Source organism: Streptomyces neyagawaensis (genome assembly GCF_023516595.1).
In the GTDB taxonomy this organism is placed as follows: Bacteria; Actinomycetota; Actinomycetes; order Streptomycetales; family Streptomycetaceae; genus Streptomyces; species Streptomyces neyagawaensis.
Map to the genome: position 1 here is coordinate 227,346 of NZ_JAMGBG010000013.1, position 18,519 is coordinate 245,864.

Sequence of the window (18,519 nt, forward strand, 5' to 3'; positions counted from 1 at the left end):
CCGGAGATCATGCCCGGCCGGCGGCCCCCCGCGTCACCCTTCCCGCGCGGCCCGGAGGAACTCCCGCAGGATCCGCTCCCCGGCCATGACCCCCCGCTCCGGCAGCGCCGTGATCGTCGGCCCCGACCAGCCGGCGTCCGCCAGCTCTCCGTGCCCCGGCCGCCACGCCCGGTCCGCCGCCAGCAGCAGATCCGCGTCGAGCAGCGAGTCGCCCGCGGCCACCGTCAGCTGCGCCCCGGTCCGCCGCGCGACCTCCCGCATCGCCGCGCTCTTCGTCAGCGGCTTCGGCACGGCGTACAGCTTCCGGCCCTGGAGCGACACCGTCCAGCCCCGGTTCTCCGCCCACACCGCGATCCCCTTCACCCACTCCTCGGGCAGCAGCTCGCGCTCGACGACGAGATAGACGAAGAGGTCCTCGGCGATGCGGTGCTTGCGCACCCAGGTCGGGTCGGCGGTGGCGGCGAGATGGTCCCGGACCTCCTCCAGCGGCGCGCACTCGTCCGCGAGCCGCGCGGTCACGCCCGCGTACCAGTCGGGGTCCGAGACCCCGTCGACCAGCAGATGCCCGCCGTTCGCGCAGATCGCGTACGTGGGAGTGGGCCCCGGCAGATTGATCCGCTGGTACTGCTTGCGGGTCCGGGTCGTCGTCGGCACGAACACCGCCGCGTCCCCCAGCTCCGTGAGCAGCCCGGCCGCCGTCTCGGTCAGATACGACAGAGGCTTGTTCTCGTGCACCTCGACGGTGAGCAGCCGGGGCGCCCGCGCGTCCGGCATGGTCAGCGCGAGTGCGGCGGTCGAGTAGATGAGCGTACGGTCGAGATCGCTCGCGACGAGCACACGGGGGCCGGGCATCAGACCGCCACCGCCTTGCCGTCGGCACCGGTCGCGCCCCGCGTGTACTGGGGGTGGATCAGTCCCACACAGGTGTACGGCAGCTCCGCCACCTCTTCCACCGGTACCCCTCTCTGTTCGGCGAGCAGGCGTACGTGGTCGAGGTCCGCGCCCGCCCCGGCCCGCGCGAGGATCTTCCACGGTACCCGGCGCAGCAGCACCCGGGTGGTCTCCCCGACACCGGGCTTGACCAGGTTGACGTCGTGGATCCCGTACTCCTCGCTGATCCGTTCGACGGCCGCCCAGCCCTCCCAGGTGGGCGTGCGGTCGGCGGACAGCAGCTCCTTGGTGCGGGCGTCGACCGTGTCGGTGACGTCGGCGAAGCGGGCCGAGACGACGTCCAGGAACTCCACGGACACATCGGCGCCGGCCAGCTCGCGGTAGAACTTGGCGCCGTGGAAGTCGTCGGGTCCGACGAGGTCCGCGCGCAGCACGGTCCGCGATATCAGTCCGGAGACGGTCGAGTTGAGGCACGCCGAGGGGATGAGGAAGTCCTCGCGGGTGCCGTAGGTGCGCACGCAGGAGCCGGGGTCGGCGAGCACCGCGATCTCCGGGTCGAACCCGGTGACGCCCTCGGCCCGCTCGAACTCCTCGATGGCGACGGCGAGTTCCCGGGTGATCGCGCCCTTGCCGGTCCAGCCGTCGACGAACACCACGTCCGCCGGGTCGTGGTGGGCGGCCAGCCAGCGCAGCGCGTTGGCGTCGATGCCGCGGCCCCGCACGATCGAGACGGCGTAGTGCGGCAGTTCGAGGCCGTGCCGCTGCTGCGCCCACCGGCGCATCAGCACGCCCACGGGCGTCCCGGCGCGGGCGAGCGACACCAGGACGGGGCGCGGGGACCGCTCCGCGAGCACGGTCTCGGTGACGACCCCGACGGCCACGGCGATCCGCTCGGCCGAGGCGTCCAGGGCGCTGTGGAAGAGGGCCTGATACTGCTCGCTCGGCTGGTACTCGACCGGCAGCGACTCGGCGTAGTGCGCCCCGCCGCTCTGGATGGCCTCCTCGCGCTCCTCGGTCGGCGCCTCCAGGGTCACCTCGGAGAGGTCCTGCAGCAGCCACCCGACCTCCTCGGCCGCATAGGAGGAGAACGCGGGGCCGCGCAGGGGCTCGGGCAGCATGAAGGGCCTTTCGGTGCGGTGCGGGGGCGGCGCCCCGTCCTTCGACGGGGCAGGGGACGGGACGTAGGACGGGACGACCGCGAGGAGGACGGTCGGGGTGTGGGCGGCGAGGGTGGCCAGGAGGCCGTCGGGCGCGTGGAGGGCGGGCGTGTCGGCGGTCGAGTCGACGACGGCGATCACCGCGTCGAAGCCGCCGCCGGCCACGTTGTACGCGTACCGCTCCCCCGGCCCGTCCGCGGGCCCGTCGTGGGCGGGGAAGACGATACGGCTGCGTATCGCGTAGCCGGGATCGTCGACGGCCAGCACGGGGGACCTCGTCGTGGTGGAGAACCGTGTCTCCACCCCGTCCGCCAGCCGCTCCAGCTCCGTCGCCAGCCGCAGCGGCGCGTACATCAGCTCCTCGAAGCCGAGGACGAGCACCCGTCGGGCGCCCTCGGGCAGGGCCCGGGCGAGGCGTGTGGCCATTCCCGGCAGCGCGGCCTCCAGGCGCTCCCGGTGCACGGGGGCGAAGCCGTGCCGCCCGCCGTCGGGCACCCCGTGGGGCCAGCCCAGCTCGACCCGGCCGACCCACCCCGCGCACACCGGGGCGGCGGGCGCCCCCTCGTGCTCGGCGACCAGCGCCTGCCCCTTCTCCAGCACGCCCTCCGGGAGCCGCACGGTCCCCTTGGCGGTGGTCACCAGGTCCACACGCGCCCCGATCTCCCGGGCGAACCCGGCGAGCCGCCCCTGGTCCTCGGCCGACCGCATGTCGACCAGGGCCACGACGACGTACCGCTCGCGCGGGTACCGCTCGTGCAGCGCGCGGATGGTGTTGAGGACCGTGTTGCCGGTGGAGAACTCGTCGTCGACGAGGACCAGCGGCCCGGTCCCGGCCAGCAGCTCCGGGTCCTCCGGCAGCAGCAGGTGCGACGTCGCGTGGGAGTGGGACTCCTCGAAGCCGCCGGCCTGGGCGACACCGTCGACGGGCCGCCGGGTGGAGTGGAGGTAGGGCGCGTCGCCGAGGCCGTCCGCGACGGAGTGCCCGAGCCCGGTCGCGGTCTCGGCGTACCCGAGGACGACCGAGGCCCGCGCCCCGTCGGCCCCCAGCAGGTCCCGCACCCGGCGGCCGAGGGCGACCCCGTGTCCGTGCACGACGGCCGGCGACTGCGGCACATGCTTGCCGAGCACGTTCGACACGAGCAGATGCGCCCGCTTGGGGTTGCGCCGCAGCGCGAGCCCCAGCAGACCGCTCAGCTCCTCGTCACCCACCAGCTCGACCCCGAGCCGCTCGGCGACCCAGGTCCCGGACCAGATCGGGTGGTTCACTGCGTTGTTCATCGATTCCTTCGTCGGTTACGACAGGTGCGGGCGGCCACCGCGGGTGCGGGCGGCGCTCCTCAGTCGGCGAGCCCCGCGGCCAGCAGGTCCACGAAGCCGATGTCCTCGTTGGCCACACCGAAGACCTCGGCCCGCTGCAGAACCCTTTCGGCCCAGGCCCGGTGCGGCTTGACCTCGTTCATCTTGTTCCGGGAGGCGGAGCGCAGGACCCCGCCGCCGCCCCGCTCGGGGCGCAGGATGTCCTCGGCGTCGCTGAACTCCTCGTGGCTGACCACGGACAGCGCGTGCACGGGCAGCACATGCGAGGGGTGGATGCAGGTCTTGCCGAGCAGACCGTTGGCCTGGTCGAGGGAGATCTCCCGCAGCAGTCCGTCCAGGGCGTGCTCTATCAGTGTCTCGCGCAGCCGCCCGGCGCGGTTCTCCAGGAACGGGCTGGTGCGCAGCTGCGGCTTGAACATGCGCTCCTGCACCCGGAAGTACTCCCACACGGGCCCGGTCACCGTGAACCCGGTGCCGTCCGCCCGCCCCAGCACGTTCACCACGTCCGCGATCACGGAGGCGACGATCTGGACGTCGTACGCGGTCATGTCGGGTGCCCGGCGCAGGGCGTACGAGGAGCAGAAGTCGGTGACGCCGAGGCGCAGGGCGAGGACGCGGTCGCGGTACTTGTCGACGGTGTGGGCGATGCCCTGGAGGGCCTCTACGCGCGTCTCCCGGTACATGAGCTCGGGCGACTCCAGCACGGGCATCGCGAACAGCCGCCGCCCGCTCGCGGCCTCGGCGGCGGTGAGCGCCTCCAGGAAGGCGATGCCACGCTCCTCGGTGAACTTCGGGAGTACGAATCCGGACAGCAGCGTCACGTCCGGGCCGAGCCGCCGTACGAGGTCGGGGATCTGCTCGGGGAAGCGGACCCGGATGAACAGCAGCGGCAGATCGACGTCGGGGCGCGCGGCGAGGTCGGCGAACTGCCGGACGAGGTTCTCCTCGGCGCCCACGACCTCCGCGTCGTCGATGGAGTCCTCCAGGCACAGCACCATGGAGACCACACCGCGCCCGGCCTGCTTGACGATGTCGTCGGCCAGCCGCTCGCGGGTCGCCGGGCTGTAGAGGGTGGCGCCGAGGGCGGCGGCGAGGACACGGGCCGGCGAGTCGGCGGTGAAGGAACCCGGCTCGCGGAAGAAGAGGCGCTGACGCTCCTCAGGGGCGATATGCCCGAAGTGACGCATGGAGATCCCCCGTGGCTGCTGGGCGGCCGGTCGTGAAGGTGGCCGGTAATAGTACGTACAAATGTGTGTCTTCAGTTCCCTCCGGGCGTGAAGTTCTGGTAACCCGGCCATGTCGGCCGCTCGACGACTCAACCGGCCCGTCCGCGCCCCCGCGTTGTCGTGATCAGGACCGAGAGGGCAGGATGAACGTCATGACGCACGCGATGCTGAAGGGGTCGAACGTCCCGATCGAAGCCACGGCGGTCCGCGCCGTGCTGCGCTGGGCGCCCGGACAGGGTGCCCCGGAAGTCGACGCCTCGGCGCTGCTCCTCGGCCCCGACGGACGGGTACGGTCCGACGAGGACTTCGTGTTCTACAACCAGCCGCGCCACCCCTCGGGCAAGGTGTGGCGGCTCGGCAAGAAGCGCGTCGCCGACGGCCTCACGGACACCATCCAGACTGACCTGGCCGGTGTCGAGTCCGCCGTCGGCCAGATTCTCCTCGTGGCCTCCGCCGACGACGTCACCTTCGACCACGTACGTTCCCTGCGCATCCTGCTGTACGACGCCACCGTCTCCGACGCGGAACCGCTGGCGTACTTCGACATCAAGCCGGAGACGGGCGAGGAGACCGCGCTGATCTGCGGCGAGCTGTACCGCCGGGGCGGCGGCTGGAAGTTCCGCGCCCTCGGCGAGGGCTACACCAACGGCCTCCAGGGCCTCGCCACCGACTTCGGCATCTCGGTCGACGAGTCGGAGGCGGCGGCCGCCGCGGCGAACCAGACGTCCACGACTCAGGCCCCGGCACCCGAGGTGTCGGCCCCGCTCCCCCCGGAGCAGCCGGCCGGCGGGGTCCCGTCCCAGCCGGGGTACGGCTACCCCCCGGCGGCGCCGACCCAGCAGCCGCAGCCCGCCTACGGCTATCCGCACACCCAGCAGGCCCCCGCGACCGCCGGCGCCGCCTACGGCTACCCGCAGCCCACGGGCGCCGGCCCGGGCTCCGACGTCCGGCTCCCTCCGCAGGGCCCGCAGTTCATCGGCAGGTGAGCGTCCGGGAGCCGGGGAAGGCCCTGTGCGGGGCGCGGGAGGACGCGGGGGCGGGCGGGGCCCCGGTCAGCGCTCCGCCTTGGTCTTGAAGCCGCGCCCCCACTGCAGGCCCCACCCGTAGAGCCGGTCGAGCTCCGCCTGGAAGCCGTAGACGAACTTCACCTCCCGGCGCACGATGATCTCCCCCTTGACGTTCTCGATCATCACCACCGCGCACGAGCGGGCCTGCGGGTGGCGCTCGTCGAGCCCGATCTCGATCCGGGGGCCGTTGCTCGGGTACAGCGTCACGACCGCGTGCGTGCGGTCGAAGGCCGGCGTCTGGTCGTAGATGTAGACGAAGACGAGCATCCGCTTGAAGTCGTCGCGATGGTCCAGGTTGATGTACATGGTCTCGCCGGACCCCGACCCGAACCGGTCGTCGCCGCTGAGCCGCATGTACGGCGGGTCGTTGATGTCGCCGAGGAAGCCGCCCAGCGGCTGCACGACCCCCTTCGTCCCGTCGGCCAGCTCGTACAGACAGCCGAGGTCGAGGTCGACGTTGACCATGCTCTGGCTGTGCGCCACCACCTGCTCCGGCTTGAGCGCCCTGAAGGGGTGCCGGAGCACGCTCTGCCGCTTGGGTCCGCCTATGTCGGAGGTCCGCATCCGCCAGGACAGGTTGACGCGCAGATGGCCGGTGGCGGCGCCCTGCTTGCTGAGGGAGACCTTCTGGTGCCGTTTGGTCAGCTCGATGGCGTTGGTCGCCGCGTTGCCCGCGTCGAACTCCGTGGCCCGTCCGCGCCAGAGGTTGTCCAGAAAACTCATGCCCGCCCCACAACTGCCGTGTCGTCGCGTCAACCACCAGCGGGGCGGCCGACGAGGACGAGTCCTCGTCGGCCGCCCCGCTCAGAGCGTTCCCTCACCTGGAGGGCAGTCACACTCCGGAACCGGTCACACCGGCCCCGGCTTCCGGGTCGTACCCGCCTCGGGGTCAGACGCCGGACGCCACCTCCTCCTTGGAGGACTCAGCTTTTCCCTCCGCGGCCGCCAGCGCCTTGTTGCGGCGGACCGAGGACCAGAAGGACCAGGCGATCAGGACGACACCGATGAGGCCCGTGATGATCTCGTTGATCTCGTACTGGATGGTGACGAGCAGGATCACGGCGAGGGCGCCGATCGCGTAGTGCGCGCCGTGCTCCAGGTAGACGTAGTCGTCGAGGGTGCCCTGGCGGACCAGGTAGACGGTGAGCGACCGGACGTACATCGCGCCGATACCCAGGCCGAGCGCCATCAGGACGATGTCGTTGGTGATGGCGAACGCGCCGATCACGCCGTCGAAGGAGAACGACGCGTCCAGGACCTCCAGGTAGAGGAACATGAAGAACGCGGCCTTGCCGGCGAGGGCGACGGCCGAACGCGGCTTGCCGCTGCGCTCCGCCTCCTCCTCCGCCTCGTGCTCGCGCTCCTCCTCTTCCTCCAGGCGGTTCTCGAAGAAGCTGGAGAGACCGCCGACGATGAGATAGGTGATGAGGCCCGCGAGACCGGAGATCAGCACGGTCTGCGCCTTGTCGACATGGGTGCCGCCGTGCTGGTGGGCGTGGGTCGCGAAGGTCATCGAGGTGATCAGCAGGACGATCATCGCGATGCAGGCGGACAGCATGTCGATCTTGCCGAGCTTGGCCAGCGGACGCTCCAGCCAGCCCAGCCACTTGATGTCCCGGTCCTCGAAGATGAAGTCGAGGAAGATCATCAACAGGAACATACCGCCGAACGCCGCGATCGACGGGTGGGCGTCGGTCACGTACTGCTGGTACTGGTCCTTGTCGGTGAGCGCCAGGTCGACGGCCTCGATCGGGCCCAGCTTGGCGCTGATCGCGACGATCACGACGGGGAACACCAGGCGCATGCCGAAGACGGCGATGAGGATGCCGATGGTGAGGAAGATCTTCTGCCAGAAGGCATTCATCTTCTTCAGGATCCCGGCGTTGACCACTGCGTTGTCGAACGACAACGAGATCTCCAGGATGGACAGGATGGCGACGAGCCCGAGCGCCGTCCACCCGTCGTAGAGAACCGCTGCAACCAAGCCGAGCGCGGTGACCGCGAACGACCAGCCGAAGGTTTTCAGAACCACTGGCTACCCAATCGTGTGTGTACGGGGTTCCCCCGCGCCGCGCGCGGCTTTACCAAACATTGACTCCGAAGCCGAAGTCTAGTCGGGCGCCCCTCGTCCCCCACCAGGCCCCAGGTTTTGCGCATATAGCGCTGGACCCACCGGAAGGGCCCTACGACACATTGACCCCGAAATCCAGGGCGATACCGCGCAAGCCTGACGCGTACCCCTGACCGACCGCGCGGAACTTCCATTCCCCGCCGTATCGGTAGACCTCACCGAAGATCATCGCGGTCTCGGTGGAGGCGTCCTCCGAGAGGTCGTAGCGGGCCAGTTCCTGGCCGTCGAGCTGGTTGACGACGCGGATGAAGGCGTTGCTGATCTGTCCGAAGGACTGGCCGCGGTTGTCCGCGTCATGGATGGAGACCGGAAACACGATCTTGTCGACGGTCGCGGGCACCATGGAGAGGTCGATGATGATCGACTCGTCGTCGCCCTCCCCCTCGCCGGTGAGGTTGTCACCGGTGTGCTTCACCGAGCCGTCGGGGCTCGTCAGGTTGTTGTAGAAGACGAACCACTCGTCCCCCAGCACCCGGCCCCCCTGGCACAGCAGCGCACTGGCGTCGAGGTCGAAAGGGGCTCCGGTGGTGGTCCGGACGTCCCAGCCGAGTCCGATCATCACCTGAGTGAGGTTCGGCGCGGCCTTGGAGAGGGAGACATTGCCTCCCTTGGCGAGCGTGACGCCCATGGTGCTGGTCCTCCCCGATGTCTGGCTTCGCAAGTGTTCAGTTGTGGTGTACGAGCGCGTCCGGCGCCGCGGTCGAGGACGACTGCGGCGCCGGAGCGGTGAGCCGGATGGTTCTTCCCCGGTGGCTCAGACGTTCACACCGAAGTCCTGGGCGATACCGCGCAGACCCGAGGCGTACCCCTGGCCGATGGCGCGGAACTTCCACTCGGCGCCGTGCCGGTAGAGCTCACCGAAGACCATGGCGGTCTCGGTGGAGGCGTCCTCGGACAGGTCGTAACGGGCGATCTCCGCCTCGCCGGCCTGGTTCACCACGCGGATGAAGGCGTTGCGGACCTGACCGAAGGACTGCTGGCGGTTCTCGGCGTCGTAGATCGAGACCGGGAAGACGATCTTCTCGATCTCGGCCGGCACGGCGGCGAGGTTGACCTTGATCTGCTCGTCGTCGCCCTCGCCCTCACCGGTGAGGTTGTCACCGGTGTGCTCCACGGAGCCGTCGGGGCTCTTGAGGTTGTTGAAGAAGACGAAGTTGGCGTCACTGCTGACCTTGCCCGACGCGTCCAGCAGCAGCGCGCTGGCGTCGAGGTCGAAGTCCGTGCCGGTGGTGGTGCGGATGTCCCACCCCAGACCGACGATGACCGCGGTCAGGCCCGGGGCCTCCTTGGTCAGCGATACGTTGCCGCCCTTGCTGAGGCTGACTCCCACGAAGTCCTCCCATAGATGTCTGGGGCGGGGAGCCCCGTCGTGCGTTGGTATCGGATCAACGTGTCGATCCTAGTGACGGGTTCCCGAGAACCGCAGGCCTTGGAACCGAAGAATCACAGGGTGTCGAGCGCGGCGACGTACTCGTTCAGGTCACGGGCGTCCGGCAGGGCGTTGACGACCGTCCAGCGCACGACGCCCTCCTTGTCAATGATGAACGTCCCGCGCACCGCGCAGCCCTTGTCCGCGTCGAAGACGCCGTACGCACGGGAGACCTCGCCGTGCGGCCAGAAGTCCGACAGCAGGGGGTACTCCAGCCCCTCCTGGTCGGCGAAGACCCGCAGGGTGTGGATGGAGTCGTTCGACACGGCCAGCAGCTGGACGTCGTCGTTGACGAACTTCGGCAGGTTGTCCCGCAGCTCGCACAGCTCACCCGTGCACACCCCGGTGAAGGCGAACGGGTAGAAGAGCAGCACCACGTTCTTCTCGCCGCGGAAGTCCGAGAGCTTCACCGTGGCGCCGTGGTTGTCCTTGAGCTCGAAGTCGGGTGCCTTGTCGCCGACCTGGATCGCCATGATTTCCTGCGTCCCTTCGTAGGGCTGTTCGGGTGACCCAGCCTACGCAGGTGACCGGGCGGGAAAACGGAGCGCCCCTGGACGGGCCCTGTAGGGGCGCCCGTCCAGGGGCGAGGGGAACTGCGCGACCGGCCACGACAAGCCGCGACCGCCTCGACGCAGAACCCACCGAGTTCTCGGGCGACGCTCTATTTCTTGCCGGACTTCGCCGCCTTCGGCGTCACCAGACGGCTTCCGCTCCAGTCCTTGCCGACGCTGACGCTCTTCGACGCGGACAACCCCGCGGTCGTCGCGGCTTCCGAGATGTCACTGGGCTCCACATAGCCGTCGCGCCCTGTCTTGGGCGTCAGCAGCAGGATCGAGCCACCCTCCTCGATGTACGTGGTGGCGTCCACCAGCACATCCGTCAGGTCGCCGTCGTCGTCACGGAACCACAGCACGACGGCATCGGCCACGTCGTCGTAGTCCTCGTCGACGAGATCGCTGCCGATGACTTCCTCGATGGACTCGCGGAGCTCCTGGTCGACATCGTCGTCGTAGCCGATCTCCTGGACCACCTGCTCGGGCTGGAACCCCAGCCTCGCGGCAGGGTTCGTCCGCTCCTCCGCGTGGTCCGCGGTCGCGCTCACGGGTTGCCTCCTGATCATGTTTCGGGTGGGGTCGCCCCCGGGGAATCAGCCACGCGCGTACGCGAAGCGTTGGCCGTAGTCCACACGGGCGGGACGGATCGCGCAAGTACCCAGCCTGCGAGACCGCCGAAACGGTGACGATCCGGGCCGTGTCCACGCAACTCCAGGCATCGATTCCCAGCACCGGGTGACGCACACCACACCATTGTGTCCGGTTTGCGCATTCGGCAACCGCTCGGGGGTACGAGTGCCGCATGTCCTTCCTACTGTGACAGAGCGGATGACCAGCTTGGTTACCTCTCGGTAGAGATGACGTTTGCGCCCTCGAGGTACACGATGGGGGGCGGTGCAGGCACCCATAAGAACCCATGAAGAGTGGCCCTCTGACAGCTAAGGAACAGCGTGGCTTCCGGATCCGATCGCAATCCGATCATCATTGGCGGCCTTCCGAGTCAGGTCCCTGACTTCGATCCCGAGGAGACCCAGGAGTGGCTCGACTCGCTCGACGCCGCCGTGGACCAGCGCGGGCGTGAGCGCGCGCGCTACCTGATGCTCCGGCTCATCGAGCGGGCCCGCGAGAAGCGCGTGGCCGTGCCCGAGATGCGCAGCACGGACTACGTCAACACCATCCCCACCAAGGCGGAGCCGTTCTTCCCGGGCAACGAGGAGATCGAGCGGAAGATCCTCAACGCCACGCGGTGGAACGCCGCCGTGATGGTGTCCAGGGCCCAGCGCCCGGGCATCGGCGTGGGTGGCCACATCGCGACCTTCGCGTCGTCCGCCTCCCTCTACGACGTGGGCTTCAACCACTTCTTCCGGGGCAAGGAGGAGGGCGACGGCGGCGACCAGATCTTCTTCCAGGGGCACGCCTCCCCCGGTATCTACGCCCGCGCGTTCCTGCTGGACCGGCTCGGCGAGCAGCAGCTCGACGCGTTCCGCCAGGAGAAGTCGAAGGCGCCGTACGGCCTGTCCAGCTATCCGCACCCGCGGCTGATGCCGGACTTCTGGGAGTTCCCGACCGTCTCCATGGGCCTCGGCCCGCTGGGCGCGATCTTCCAGGCGCGGATGAACCGCTACATGGAGGCGCGCGGGATCGCGGACACCTCCAAGTCCCATGTCTGGGCGTTCCTCGGCGACGGCGAGATGGACGAGCCGGAGTCGCTCGGCCAGCTCACGCTCGCCGCCCGTGAGGGCCTCGACAACCTGACCTTCGTCGTCAACTGCAACCTCCAGCGCCTCGACGGTCCGGTGCGCGGCAACGGCAAGGTCATCCAGGAGCTGGAGTCGGTCTTCCGGGGCGCCGGCTGGAACGTGATCAAGCTGGTGTGGGACCGCAGCTGGGACCCGCTGCTCGCCCAGGACCGCGACGGTGTGCTCGTCAACAAGATGAACACCACGCCGGACGGCCAGTTCCAGACGTACGCGACGGAGACCGGCGCGTACATCCGCGACCACTTCTTCGGCGACGACCACCGGCTGCGCGCCATGGTCGAGAACATGTCCGACGACCAGATCCTGCACCTGGGCCGCGGCGGTCACGACCACCGCAAGATCTACGCGGCGTACAAGGCGGCCCACGAGCACAAGGGCCAGCCGACGGTCATCCTGGCCAAGACCATCAAGGGCTGGACGCTGGGGCCGAACTTCGAGGGCCGCAACGCCACGCACCAGATGAAGAAGCTGACCGTCGCCGACCTCAAGGGCTTCCGCGACCGTCTGCACCTGCCGATCTCCGACAAGGAGCTGGAGAGCGGGCTCCCGCCGTACTACCACCCCGGGCGGAACTCCGACGAGATCCAGTACATGCACGACCGCCGCAAGGGGCTCGGCGGTTATGTGCCCACCCGCGTCGTACGGGCGAAGCCGCTGCCCCTGCCCGAGGACAAGACGTACGCGAGTGTGAAGAAGGGCTCCGGTCAGCAGTCGATCGCCACCACCATGGCGTTCGTACGACTGCTGAAGGACCTCATGCGGGACAAGGAGATTGGCAAGCGGTTCGTGCTGATCGCGCCCGACGAGTACCGCACCTTCGGCATGGACTCGTTCTTCCCGAGCGCGAAGATCTACAACCCGCTCGGGCAGCAGTACGAGGCGGTCGACCGTGACCTGCTGCTCGCGTACAAGGAGTCGCCGACGGGTCAGATGCTGCACGACGGCATCTCCGAGGCGGGCTGCACGGCGTCGCTGATCGCGGCCGGTTCGGCGTACGCGACGCACGGCGAGCCGCTGATCCCGGTCTACGTCTTCTACTCGATGTTCGGTTTCCAGCGCACCGGCGACCAGTTCTGGCAGATGTCCGACCAGCTCGCGCGCGGCTTCGTCCTGGGCGCGACCGCGGGGCGTACGACGCTGACCGGTGAGGGTCTCCAGCACGCGGACGGGCACTCGCAGCTGCTGGCCTCCACCAACCCGGGCTGTGTCGCCTACGACCCGGCGTTCGGCTTCGAGATCGCGCACATCGTGAAGGACGGTCTGCGCCGGATGTACGGCGAGACCGCCGACGGCAAGCCCGGCGAGGACGTCTTCTACTACCTCACCGTCTACAACGAGCCGATCCAGCACCCGGCCGAGCCCGCCGACGTCGACGTCGACGGCATCCTCAAGGGCATCCACCGCTTCAAGGCCGGCGAGTCGGGTGCCGTCCCGGCGCAGATCATCGCGTCCGGTGTCGCGGTGCCCTGGGCGGTCGAGGCGCAGCAGATCCTCGCCGCCGAGTGGAACGTCAAGGCGGACGTCTGGTCGGCGACCTCCTGGAACGAGCTGCGCCGCGAGGCGGTCGAGGTGGAGCGGCACAACCTGCTCCACCCGGAGGAGGAGCAGCAGGTCCCGTACGTGACGCGGAAGCTGAGCGGCGCCGAGGGGCCGTTCGTGGCCGTCTCCGACTGGATGCGGTCGGTTCCGGACCAGATCGCGCGGTGGGTGCCGGGCACGTACCAGTCGCTCGGCGCGGACGGTTTCGGCTTCGCGGACACGCGGGGCGCGGCGCGGCGGTACTTCCACATCGACGCCCAGTCGATCGTGGTCGCGGTGCTGACCGAGCTGGCGCGTGAGGGCAAGGTCGACCGCTCGGTGCTCAAGCAGGCCATCGACCGCTACCAGCTGCTGGACGTCTCCGCGGCCGACCCCGGCGCCGCCGGCGGCGACGCATAGCACGGGGCGACCCGTCAAGGGGTGGTGAACCTGGGGGTTCACCACCCCTTCACGTTTCCTACGATGCGCCCATGAAGGAGCGAGTCACCTCGGCACAGGTCCGGTGGGAGCACAACACGCAGCGGCCGCTGTTCGGTCTGGCCGCGGTGTTCGCCGTCGCGTACGCCGTGCCGATCGTCCGGCCGGACGCGAGCGCGGACGTGAAGTGGTGGTGCGAGGTCGCCGAGTGGACGGTGTGGGCGGCCTTCGCGCTCGACTACGTGATACGGCTCGGCCTCGCCGAACGGCGGCGGGAGTTCGTACGGTCGCGCTGGCTGGACCTGTGCGCGGTGGTGCTGCCGATGGTCCAGCCGTTGCGGCTGCTGCGGGTGGTGGCGACGCTGCTGCTGGTCGGGCAGCGGGCGCGGATGGCCTCACAGATACGGCTCACGACCTATATCGGCGGGTCGGTGATCGGGCTGCTGATGTTCGGGTCGCTGGCCGTGCTCTCCGTGGAGCGGGACTCCCCGAACGGGAACATCCACACGTTGGGCGACGCCGTGTGGTGGTCGTTCACGACGATGACGACCGTGGGATACGGGGACCACGCGCCGACGACCGGGCTGGGGCGGGTGCTGGCCGTGGGGCTGATGCTGTCGGGGATCGCGCTGCTGGGTGTGGTCACCGCGAACATCGCGGCGTGGTTCATAGCGCGGTTCGAGAAGGACGACGCGGAGGAGCGGCGGCAGACCGCGGCGATAGCGGAGCTGACCGAGGAGGTACGGCTGCTGCGGGCCGAGGTGATGGCGCTGCGGGCGGGGAGGGGGGTGCCGGAGCAGCGGCGCTGACGGGAGTGCCTTGAGAGCGCCGGGGGCCTTGGGGGCGCCGCGGGGGCCGTGGAGGTGTCTTTGCTTGGGCGGGTGCGGGTGCGTCGTGGCCGGTCGCGCAGTTCCCCGCGCCCCTGGGCCTGCCGCACTGCCCGGTGCCGGTAAAGGGCACCCTCGGCTGTCGTCGGCCGATTGCGCATACCCCCGCCCCTGACTCTGCTCTGCACCCTCGGCTGCTGTCGCCGAGTGTGAGTGCCCGGACTGCTTCCATGACCTCCGGGCGGAACGGAGGTTCCTCAGTCGAATGTGTGACCTTCGCCTGGGTGGGTCGTTGAGGAGCGTGGTGAGGGTTCGGCCGGTGCGCGGACGGGGGGGTGATTGGGGATGGGTGGAGTGCGGGAGTTGGCGGCGCCGTTCGTCGCCGTCGGCCCGTCGGGGGTGGCGGTCCGTGACCGGCTCAGGCACCTGACGGCCGAGGACGAGACCGTACTGCGCCTGGTCGGCGATCATCTGGGCACTCTCGCCTCCCGGGATCTGAAGGTCCGGTGCGCGGTGGGGCTGGACCATGACGCCGAAGGGTGGGCCGCGCGTAAGCGGGCGCTGACGGGGGCGTCGTCCTCCCGTTGGGCCGGGTCGATCACCAAGGCCACGCATGATCAATGGGCACTGGCCCGGCGCGGGCAACTCGCACACATCCAGCAGCTGGAAGCGGGAGTGCGCATGATCGCGCACCGGCTGTCGCTGCCGGTGGGCGAGAAGGGCGGCAAGCACGCTCCGGGTGGCTATGCGAGCAGGCGGGAGTGGCATGCGAAGTCACGCCGTCTGCACGTGCTCACCGACCGGCTCCATGCCCTCCGGGCTGACTGGGAGGCCGGGGTCGTGGGCGTGGTGCGGGGTGGGAAGCGGCTGCTGACCACCCGCCACCACCTGGATGCCGCCCGGCTCGCCGAGGAGCAGTGGCGCACCCGGTGGCAGGCGGAGCGGCGCTTCTTCCAGGCCGATGGTGAGTCCGGCAGACGGTTCGGCAACGAGACCATCCGCGTCACCCCCGACGGCGAGGTCTCCCTCAAACTCCCTGCCCCGCTGGCGTATCTGGCGAACGCCCCGCACGGCCGGTACGTCCTCGCCGCCCGGGTGAGGTTCGCGCACCGGGGTGAGCAGTGGGCCGACCGCGTCCACGCGAACCGGGCTGTGGCCTACCGCATCCACGAGGACAGCGCACGCGGCCGCTGGTACCTGACTGCCTCCTGGACGACCCCTGTGGTGCAGAGTGTGCCGTTGGCCGTGGTCCGCGCGGGTGGCCTGGTGGGGGTCGACACCAACGCCGACCACCTGGCGGGCTGGCGGCTCGACGCTCACGGCAACCCGGTCGGCGCACCCCGACGGTTCGGCTACGACCTGACCGGCAGCGCCGCCCACCGCGACGCCCAGATCCGGCACGCGCTGATCCGCTTGCTGCACTGGGCCCGCCGGCATCACCTCGCCATCGCCGTCGAGGACCTCGACTTCACCGGCGAGACGACCCGCGAGAAACACGGACGCCGCAAGCGGTTCCGCAGGCTGGTCTCCGGTATGCCCGTGGCCAGGCTGCGGGCCCGGCTGGTGTCGATGGCCGCCGCACTCGGCATTCCCGTCGTCGCCGTCGACCCCGCCTACACCAGCCGCTGGGGCGCCCAGCACTGGCAACAACCCCTCACCAGCAAGACAAGGAAACCCACCCGCCACGACGCGGCCGCCGTGGCGATCGGAAGGCGCGCCCTCGGGCACCCGGTCCGGCGACGGACGGCACCGCCCCCTGCTCACCGGAGTGATGAGCAGGGGCATCGGACCGTCCAGGCCCCACCAGGTGTCCCGGGGCGTGAGGGAACCCGCCCCCGCGTTCCCGGACCACGGACACGATCCGTGCGCGCCGGACGCGGAGCGAAAGCGGGCGACCAGGACACCCAACACCGTTCGGGGCGTCCGGCTGAGCATGAGTCCTGGCAACAGGACCCACACCCGCTCAGTCTTTAGGAACGGTCAGAAGAGTCCGGCCCCCGGAGTGGCTGTGCCGGCCAGCCAGAGGATGGCCAGGAGCGTGTCTATGGCACCCAGGACGACCGCGACGAGGGCGGGGACGGAGCGGGTGCCGGACCAGCTGCGGTTCATGGCCAGCCAGCCGCAGACGATCGCGACGGGACCGAGGATGATCCCCAGGACGAAGAATCCCGCGATCGCGCAGATGACTCCGATGATGCCGAGGGTCGCGCGATCCGGCCCGGTCCGTGACCACGTCCGGCCACGTGAGCGGGGGTGCCTGCGCGTACTGTGTCCGAAACCCGCCATCGCCAACAACTCCCTGAACTTCGCCGTCAGTTCGGGTACGAAGTGCCGGGTACCCCCCGATGAGGGTCGAAACCACGGAGTGTTGACGGACGTGCCCGAGCGCGCCGCCCCCCTCCGGCAGCGCGCCCCGGACCCCCAGCCCCCCGCCGTCGAACACCCAGGCCGTGCGGAGGACTTGACTTACTGTGACCTGCGGGGCGTATCGCGTGGAAGTGATCTTCAGCTTTGTCACCCTGATAGGCGAACGTGGGCGGAAACCCGCGCATGAAGCGCCGGGGAGATCAGATGTGCGCCGCCCCGGCGCCCGCCTCCGCGTTCTCGCCCCGTTTGGTCAGGAACGCGACCAGCACGGCGACGGCGGCCACACCGGCGGCGACGAGGGACGCCAGCGCCATGCCCGACATGAACGTGTCGTGCGCGACCGTGGCGATCTTGGCAGCGATCTCCGGCGGGGTTCCCGGCGCGACCGGGGGCACACCGACCTGGACGGCCTCGGACGCCTGGTCGAGCTGGGCGTCCTTGAGCGGCGGAAGACCGGCGTCGGCCCAGTTGCCCGGCAGGTCGCCGTCGACCTTGGAGGCCATCACGGCGCCCAGGACGGCCGTACCGAGGCTGCCGCCGATCTGCATGGCGGCCTGCTGGAGACCACCGGCGACACCGGACAGCTCCAGCGGCGCGTTGCCGACGATGACCTCGGTGGCGCCGACCATCACCGGGGCGAGGCCGAGGCCGAGCAGGGCGAACCAGAGGGACATCACGGCGCTGCCCGTGTCGGTCTCCAGGGTCGACATGCCGTACATGGCGATCGCCGTGCAGGCCATACCGCCGGCCAGCGGGATACGCGGTCCCGCCTTGGTGATCAGCGCGCCGGCCAGGGGCGAGCCGACGATCATCATGCCGGTGAGCGGCAGCAGGTGCAGACCGGCGTCGATGGGGCTCATCCCGTGCACGTTCTGGAGGTAGAACGTCACGAAGAACAGGCCGCCCATGAAGGCGATGGCCATCAGGACCATCAGGACCACGCCCGCGGAGAGCGGTACGGAGCGGAAGAGGCCCAGCGGGATCAGGGGCTCCTTGACCCTCGTCTCCCAGAAGGCGAACAGGGCGAACAGGACGAGGGACGCCGCGACGAAGGTCCAGGTCGTGCCGGAGCCCCAGCCCCACTCGGGGGCCTTGATGAGTGCCCAGACCAGGCAGAACATGGCCCCGGAGAGCAGGGCTATGCCGAGGACGTCGAAGGAGCGCGGGGCGTTCTCGGCGCGGTGGTCGAGGAGGATCCACACGCCGAGGGCGACGGCGAGGACGCCGACGGGGACGTTGATCCAGAACACGGACTGCCAGCTGACGTTCTCCACGAGGAAGCCGCCGAGGATCGGGCCGCCCGCGGTGGAGGCCCCGATGACCATGCCCCAGATACCGATCGCCATGTTGAGCTTCTCGGCGGGGAAGGTGGCGCGGAGCAGACCGAGCGCGGCCGGCATGAGCAGCGCGCCGAACAGGCCCTGGAAGACCCGGAAGGTCACCACGAAGGCGACCGAGTTCGACAGGCCGATGGCACCGGAGGCGGCGGCGAAGCCGACGACACCGATGAGGAAGGTCTGGCGGTGGCCGAAGCGGTCGCCGAGCTTGCCCGCGGTGATGAGGGTGACCGCCAGCGCGAGGAAGTACGCGTTGGTGATCCACTGGACCTCGGCGAAGCTCGCCTTGAGGTCGTCCGCGATGGCCGGGTTGGCGATGGCGACGATGGTGCCGTCGAGGGCGACCATCATGACGCCGACGGCCACGGTGAGGAGGGTGAACCACGGGTGGCCGCGCAGGCCCCGCCCCTGGCTCGGTGCCGGGTCCGACGGGGCTGCTGGCGTCTGGTCCCCCGGTCCCGTCTTGTCGACAGTGGTCTGACTAGTCATGCGTGCGAGGC

Annotated in this window: 15 protein-coding genes; 4 read left to right on the top strand and 11 right to left on the bottom strand. The window is 69.9% G+C overall.

Annotation, left to right across the window (positions count from 1 at the left end):
• Positions 1-33: 33 nt before the first annotated feature.
• Genes M8J73_RS09300 through M8J73_RS09310 form a run of 3 tightly spaced genes read right to left on the bottom strand, consistent with a single transcriptional unit; the run spans position 34 to position 4,552 of the window.
• Positions 34-852: an HAD family hydrolase gene (locus M8J73_RS09300; RefSeq protein ID WP_055537773.1), complete on the bottom strand. Its 819-nt coding sequence runs from the start codon at positions 850-852 to the stop codon at positions 34-36.
• The gene (locus M8J73_RS09305; protein ID WP_055537774.1) at positions 852-3,326 is read right to left on the bottom strand and encodes a phosphoribosyltransferase; all 2,475 of its coding nucleotides are present in this window, start codon (positions 3,324-3,326) and stop codon (positions 852-854) included. Before M8J73_RS09305 ends, M8J73_RS09300 begins: the two co-directional genes overlap by 1 nt.
• A 59-nt stretch (positions 3,327-3,385) precedes the next feature.
• A complete protein-coding gene (locus tag M8J73_RS09310) occupies positions 3,386-4,552 on the bottom strand; it encodes an HpcH/HpaI aldolase/citrate lyase family protein (protein ID WP_055537775.1) in 1,167 nt (388 codons plus the stop codon).
• Positions 4,553-4,743: 191 nt separating this feature from the next.
• Between M8J73_RS09310 and M8J73_RS09315 the strand changes: the two genes are divergently transcribed.
• Positions 4,744-5,577, top strand: coding sequence for a TerD family protein (locus M8J73_RS09315; protein ID WP_249828454.1), 834 nt, complete (start codon positions 4,744-4,746; stop codon positions 5,575-5,577).
• 66 nt (positions 5,578-5,643) lie between these two features.
• Here the strand turns inward: M8J73_RS09315 and M8J73_RS09320 are convergent, their stop codons facing one another.
• The 6 genes from M8J73_RS09320 to M8J73_RS09345 form a co-directional block, all read right to left on the bottom strand.
• Positions 5,644-6,381 (bottom strand): TerD family protein, encoded by a 738-nt coding sequence (locus M8J73_RS09320; protein WP_249828455.1) that lies wholly within the window; start codon positions 6,379-6,381, stop codon positions 5,644-5,646.
• A gap of 166 nt (positions 6,382-6,547) precedes the next feature.
• Entirely contained in the window at positions 6,548-7,690 is a 1,143-nt protein-coding gene (locus M8J73_RS09325) for a DUF475 domain-containing protein (protein WP_055540006.1), read from the bottom strand.
• A gap of 151 nt (positions 7,691-7,841) precedes the next feature.
• A complete protein-coding gene (locus M8J73_RS09330) occupies positions 7,842-8,417 on the bottom strand; it encodes a TerD family protein (protein WP_055540007.1) in 576 nt (191 codons plus the stop codon).
• A 126-nt stretch (positions 8,418-8,543) separates the two neighbouring features.
• Entirely contained in the window at positions 8,544-9,119 is a 576-nt protein-coding gene (locus M8J73_RS09335; protein ID WP_159767118.1) for a calcium homeostasis/redox stress adaptation protein, read from the bottom strand.
• A 113-nt stretch (positions 9,120-9,232) separates the two neighbouring features.
• The gene (locus M8J73_RS09340) at positions 9,233-9,691 is read right to left on the bottom strand and encodes a peroxiredoxin (RefSeq protein WP_055540009.1); all 459 of its coding nucleotides are present in this window, start codon (positions 9,689-9,691) and stop codon (positions 9,233-9,235) included.
• A 188-nt stretch (positions 9,692-9,879) separates the two neighbouring features.
• Complete coding sequence (locus M8J73_RS09345; protein WP_055520217.1) at positions 9,880-10,320, bottom strand: DUF3052 domain-containing protein; 441 nt, start codon at positions 10,318-10,320, stop codon at positions 9,880-9,882.
• Between the two features lie 402 nt (positions 10,321-10,722).
• On the opposite strand from M8J73_RS09345, the gene aceE reads away from it, so the two are divergent.
• From aceE to M8J73_RS09360, 3 genes are all read left to right on the top strand, one after another.
• Positions 10,723-13,470 (top strand): pyruvate dehydrogenase (acetyl-transferring), homodimeric type, encoded by a 2,748-nt coding sequence (gene aceE / locus M8J73_RS09350; protein ID WP_249828456.1) that lies wholly within the window; start codon positions 10,723-10,725, stop codon positions 13,468-13,470.
• Positions 13,471-13,541: 71 nt separating this feature from the next.
• Positions 13,542-14,297 (top strand): potassium channel family protein, encoded by a 756-nt coding sequence (locus tag M8J73_RS09355; protein WP_055540010.1) that lies wholly within the window; start codon positions 13,542-13,544, stop codon positions 14,295-14,297.
• A 363-nt stretch (positions 14,298-14,660) separates the two neighbouring features.
• On the top strand, positions 14,661-16,289 hold the full coding sequence (locus M8J73_RS09360; protein WP_249828457.1) for a transposase: 1,629 nt from the start codon (positions 14,661-14,663) through the stop codon (positions 16,287-16,289).
• A gap of 6 nt (positions 16,290-16,295) precedes the next feature.
• Here the strand turns inward: M8J73_RS09360 and M8J73_RS09365 are convergent, their stop codons facing one another.
• Positions 16,296-16,601 (bottom strand): hypothetical protein, encoded by a 306-nt coding sequence (locus M8J73_RS09365; protein ID WP_055539647.1) that lies wholly within the window; start codon positions 16,599-16,601, stop codon positions 16,296-16,298.
• A gap of 281 nt (positions 16,602-16,882) precedes the next feature.
• The gene (locus M8J73_RS09370; RefSeq protein ID WP_055539659.1) at positions 16,883-18,508 is read right to left on the bottom strand and encodes an MFS transporter; all 1,626 of its coding nucleotides are present in this window, start codon (positions 18,506-18,508) and stop codon (positions 16,883-16,885) included.
• Positions 18,509-18,519 lie beyond the last annotated feature (11 nt).

Excerpts from the sequence above, each read along its gene's own strand:
- M8J73_RS09315 (WP_249828454.1), top strand. The coding sequence starts at position 4,744 with ATGACGCACGCGATGCTGAAGGGGTCGAACGTCCCGATCGAAGCCACG.
- M8J73_RS09360 (WP_249828457.1), top strand. The coding sequence starts at position 14,661 with ATGGGTGGAGTGCGGGAGTTGGCGGCGCCGTTCGTCGCCGTCGGCCCG.
- M8J73_RS09370 (WP_055539659.1), bottom strand. The coding sequence starts at position 18,508 with ATGACTAGTCAGACCACTGTCGACAAGACGGGACCGGGGGACCAGACG.
- M8J73_RS09330 (WP_055540007.1), bottom strand. The coding sequence starts at position 8,417 with ATGGGCGTCACGCTCGCCAAGGGAGGCAATGTCTCCCTCTCCAAGGCC.
- M8J73_RS09320 (WP_249828455.1), bottom strand. The coding sequence starts at position 6,381 with ATGAGTTTTCTGGACAACCTCTGGCGCGGACGGGCCACGGAGTTCGAC.
- M8J73_RS09340 (WP_055540009.1), bottom strand. The coding sequence starts at position 9,691 with ATGGCGATCCAGGTCGGCGACAAGGCACCCGACTTCGAGCTCAAGGAC.
- M8J73_RS09310 (WP_055537775.1), bottom strand. The coding sequence starts at position 4,552 with ATGCGTCACTTCGGGCATATCGCCCCTGAGGAGCGTCAGCGCCTCTTC.
- M8J73_RS09300 (WP_055537773.1), bottom strand. The coding sequence starts at position 852 with ATGCCCGGCCCCCGTGTGCTCGTCGCGAGCGATCTCGACCGTACGCTC.
- M8J73_RS09355 (WP_055540010.1), top strand. The coding sequence starts at position 13,542 with ATGAAGGAGCGAGTCACCTCGGCACAGGTCCGGTGGGAGCACAACACG.
- M8J73_RS09305 (WP_055537774.1), bottom strand. The coding sequence starts at position 3,326 with ATGAACAACGCAGTGAACCACCCGATCTGGTCCGGGACCTGGGTCGCC.
- M8J73_RS09365 (WP_055539647.1), bottom strand. The coding sequence starts at position 16,601 with ATGGCGGGTTTCGGACACAGTACGCGCAGGCACCCCCGCTCACGTGGC.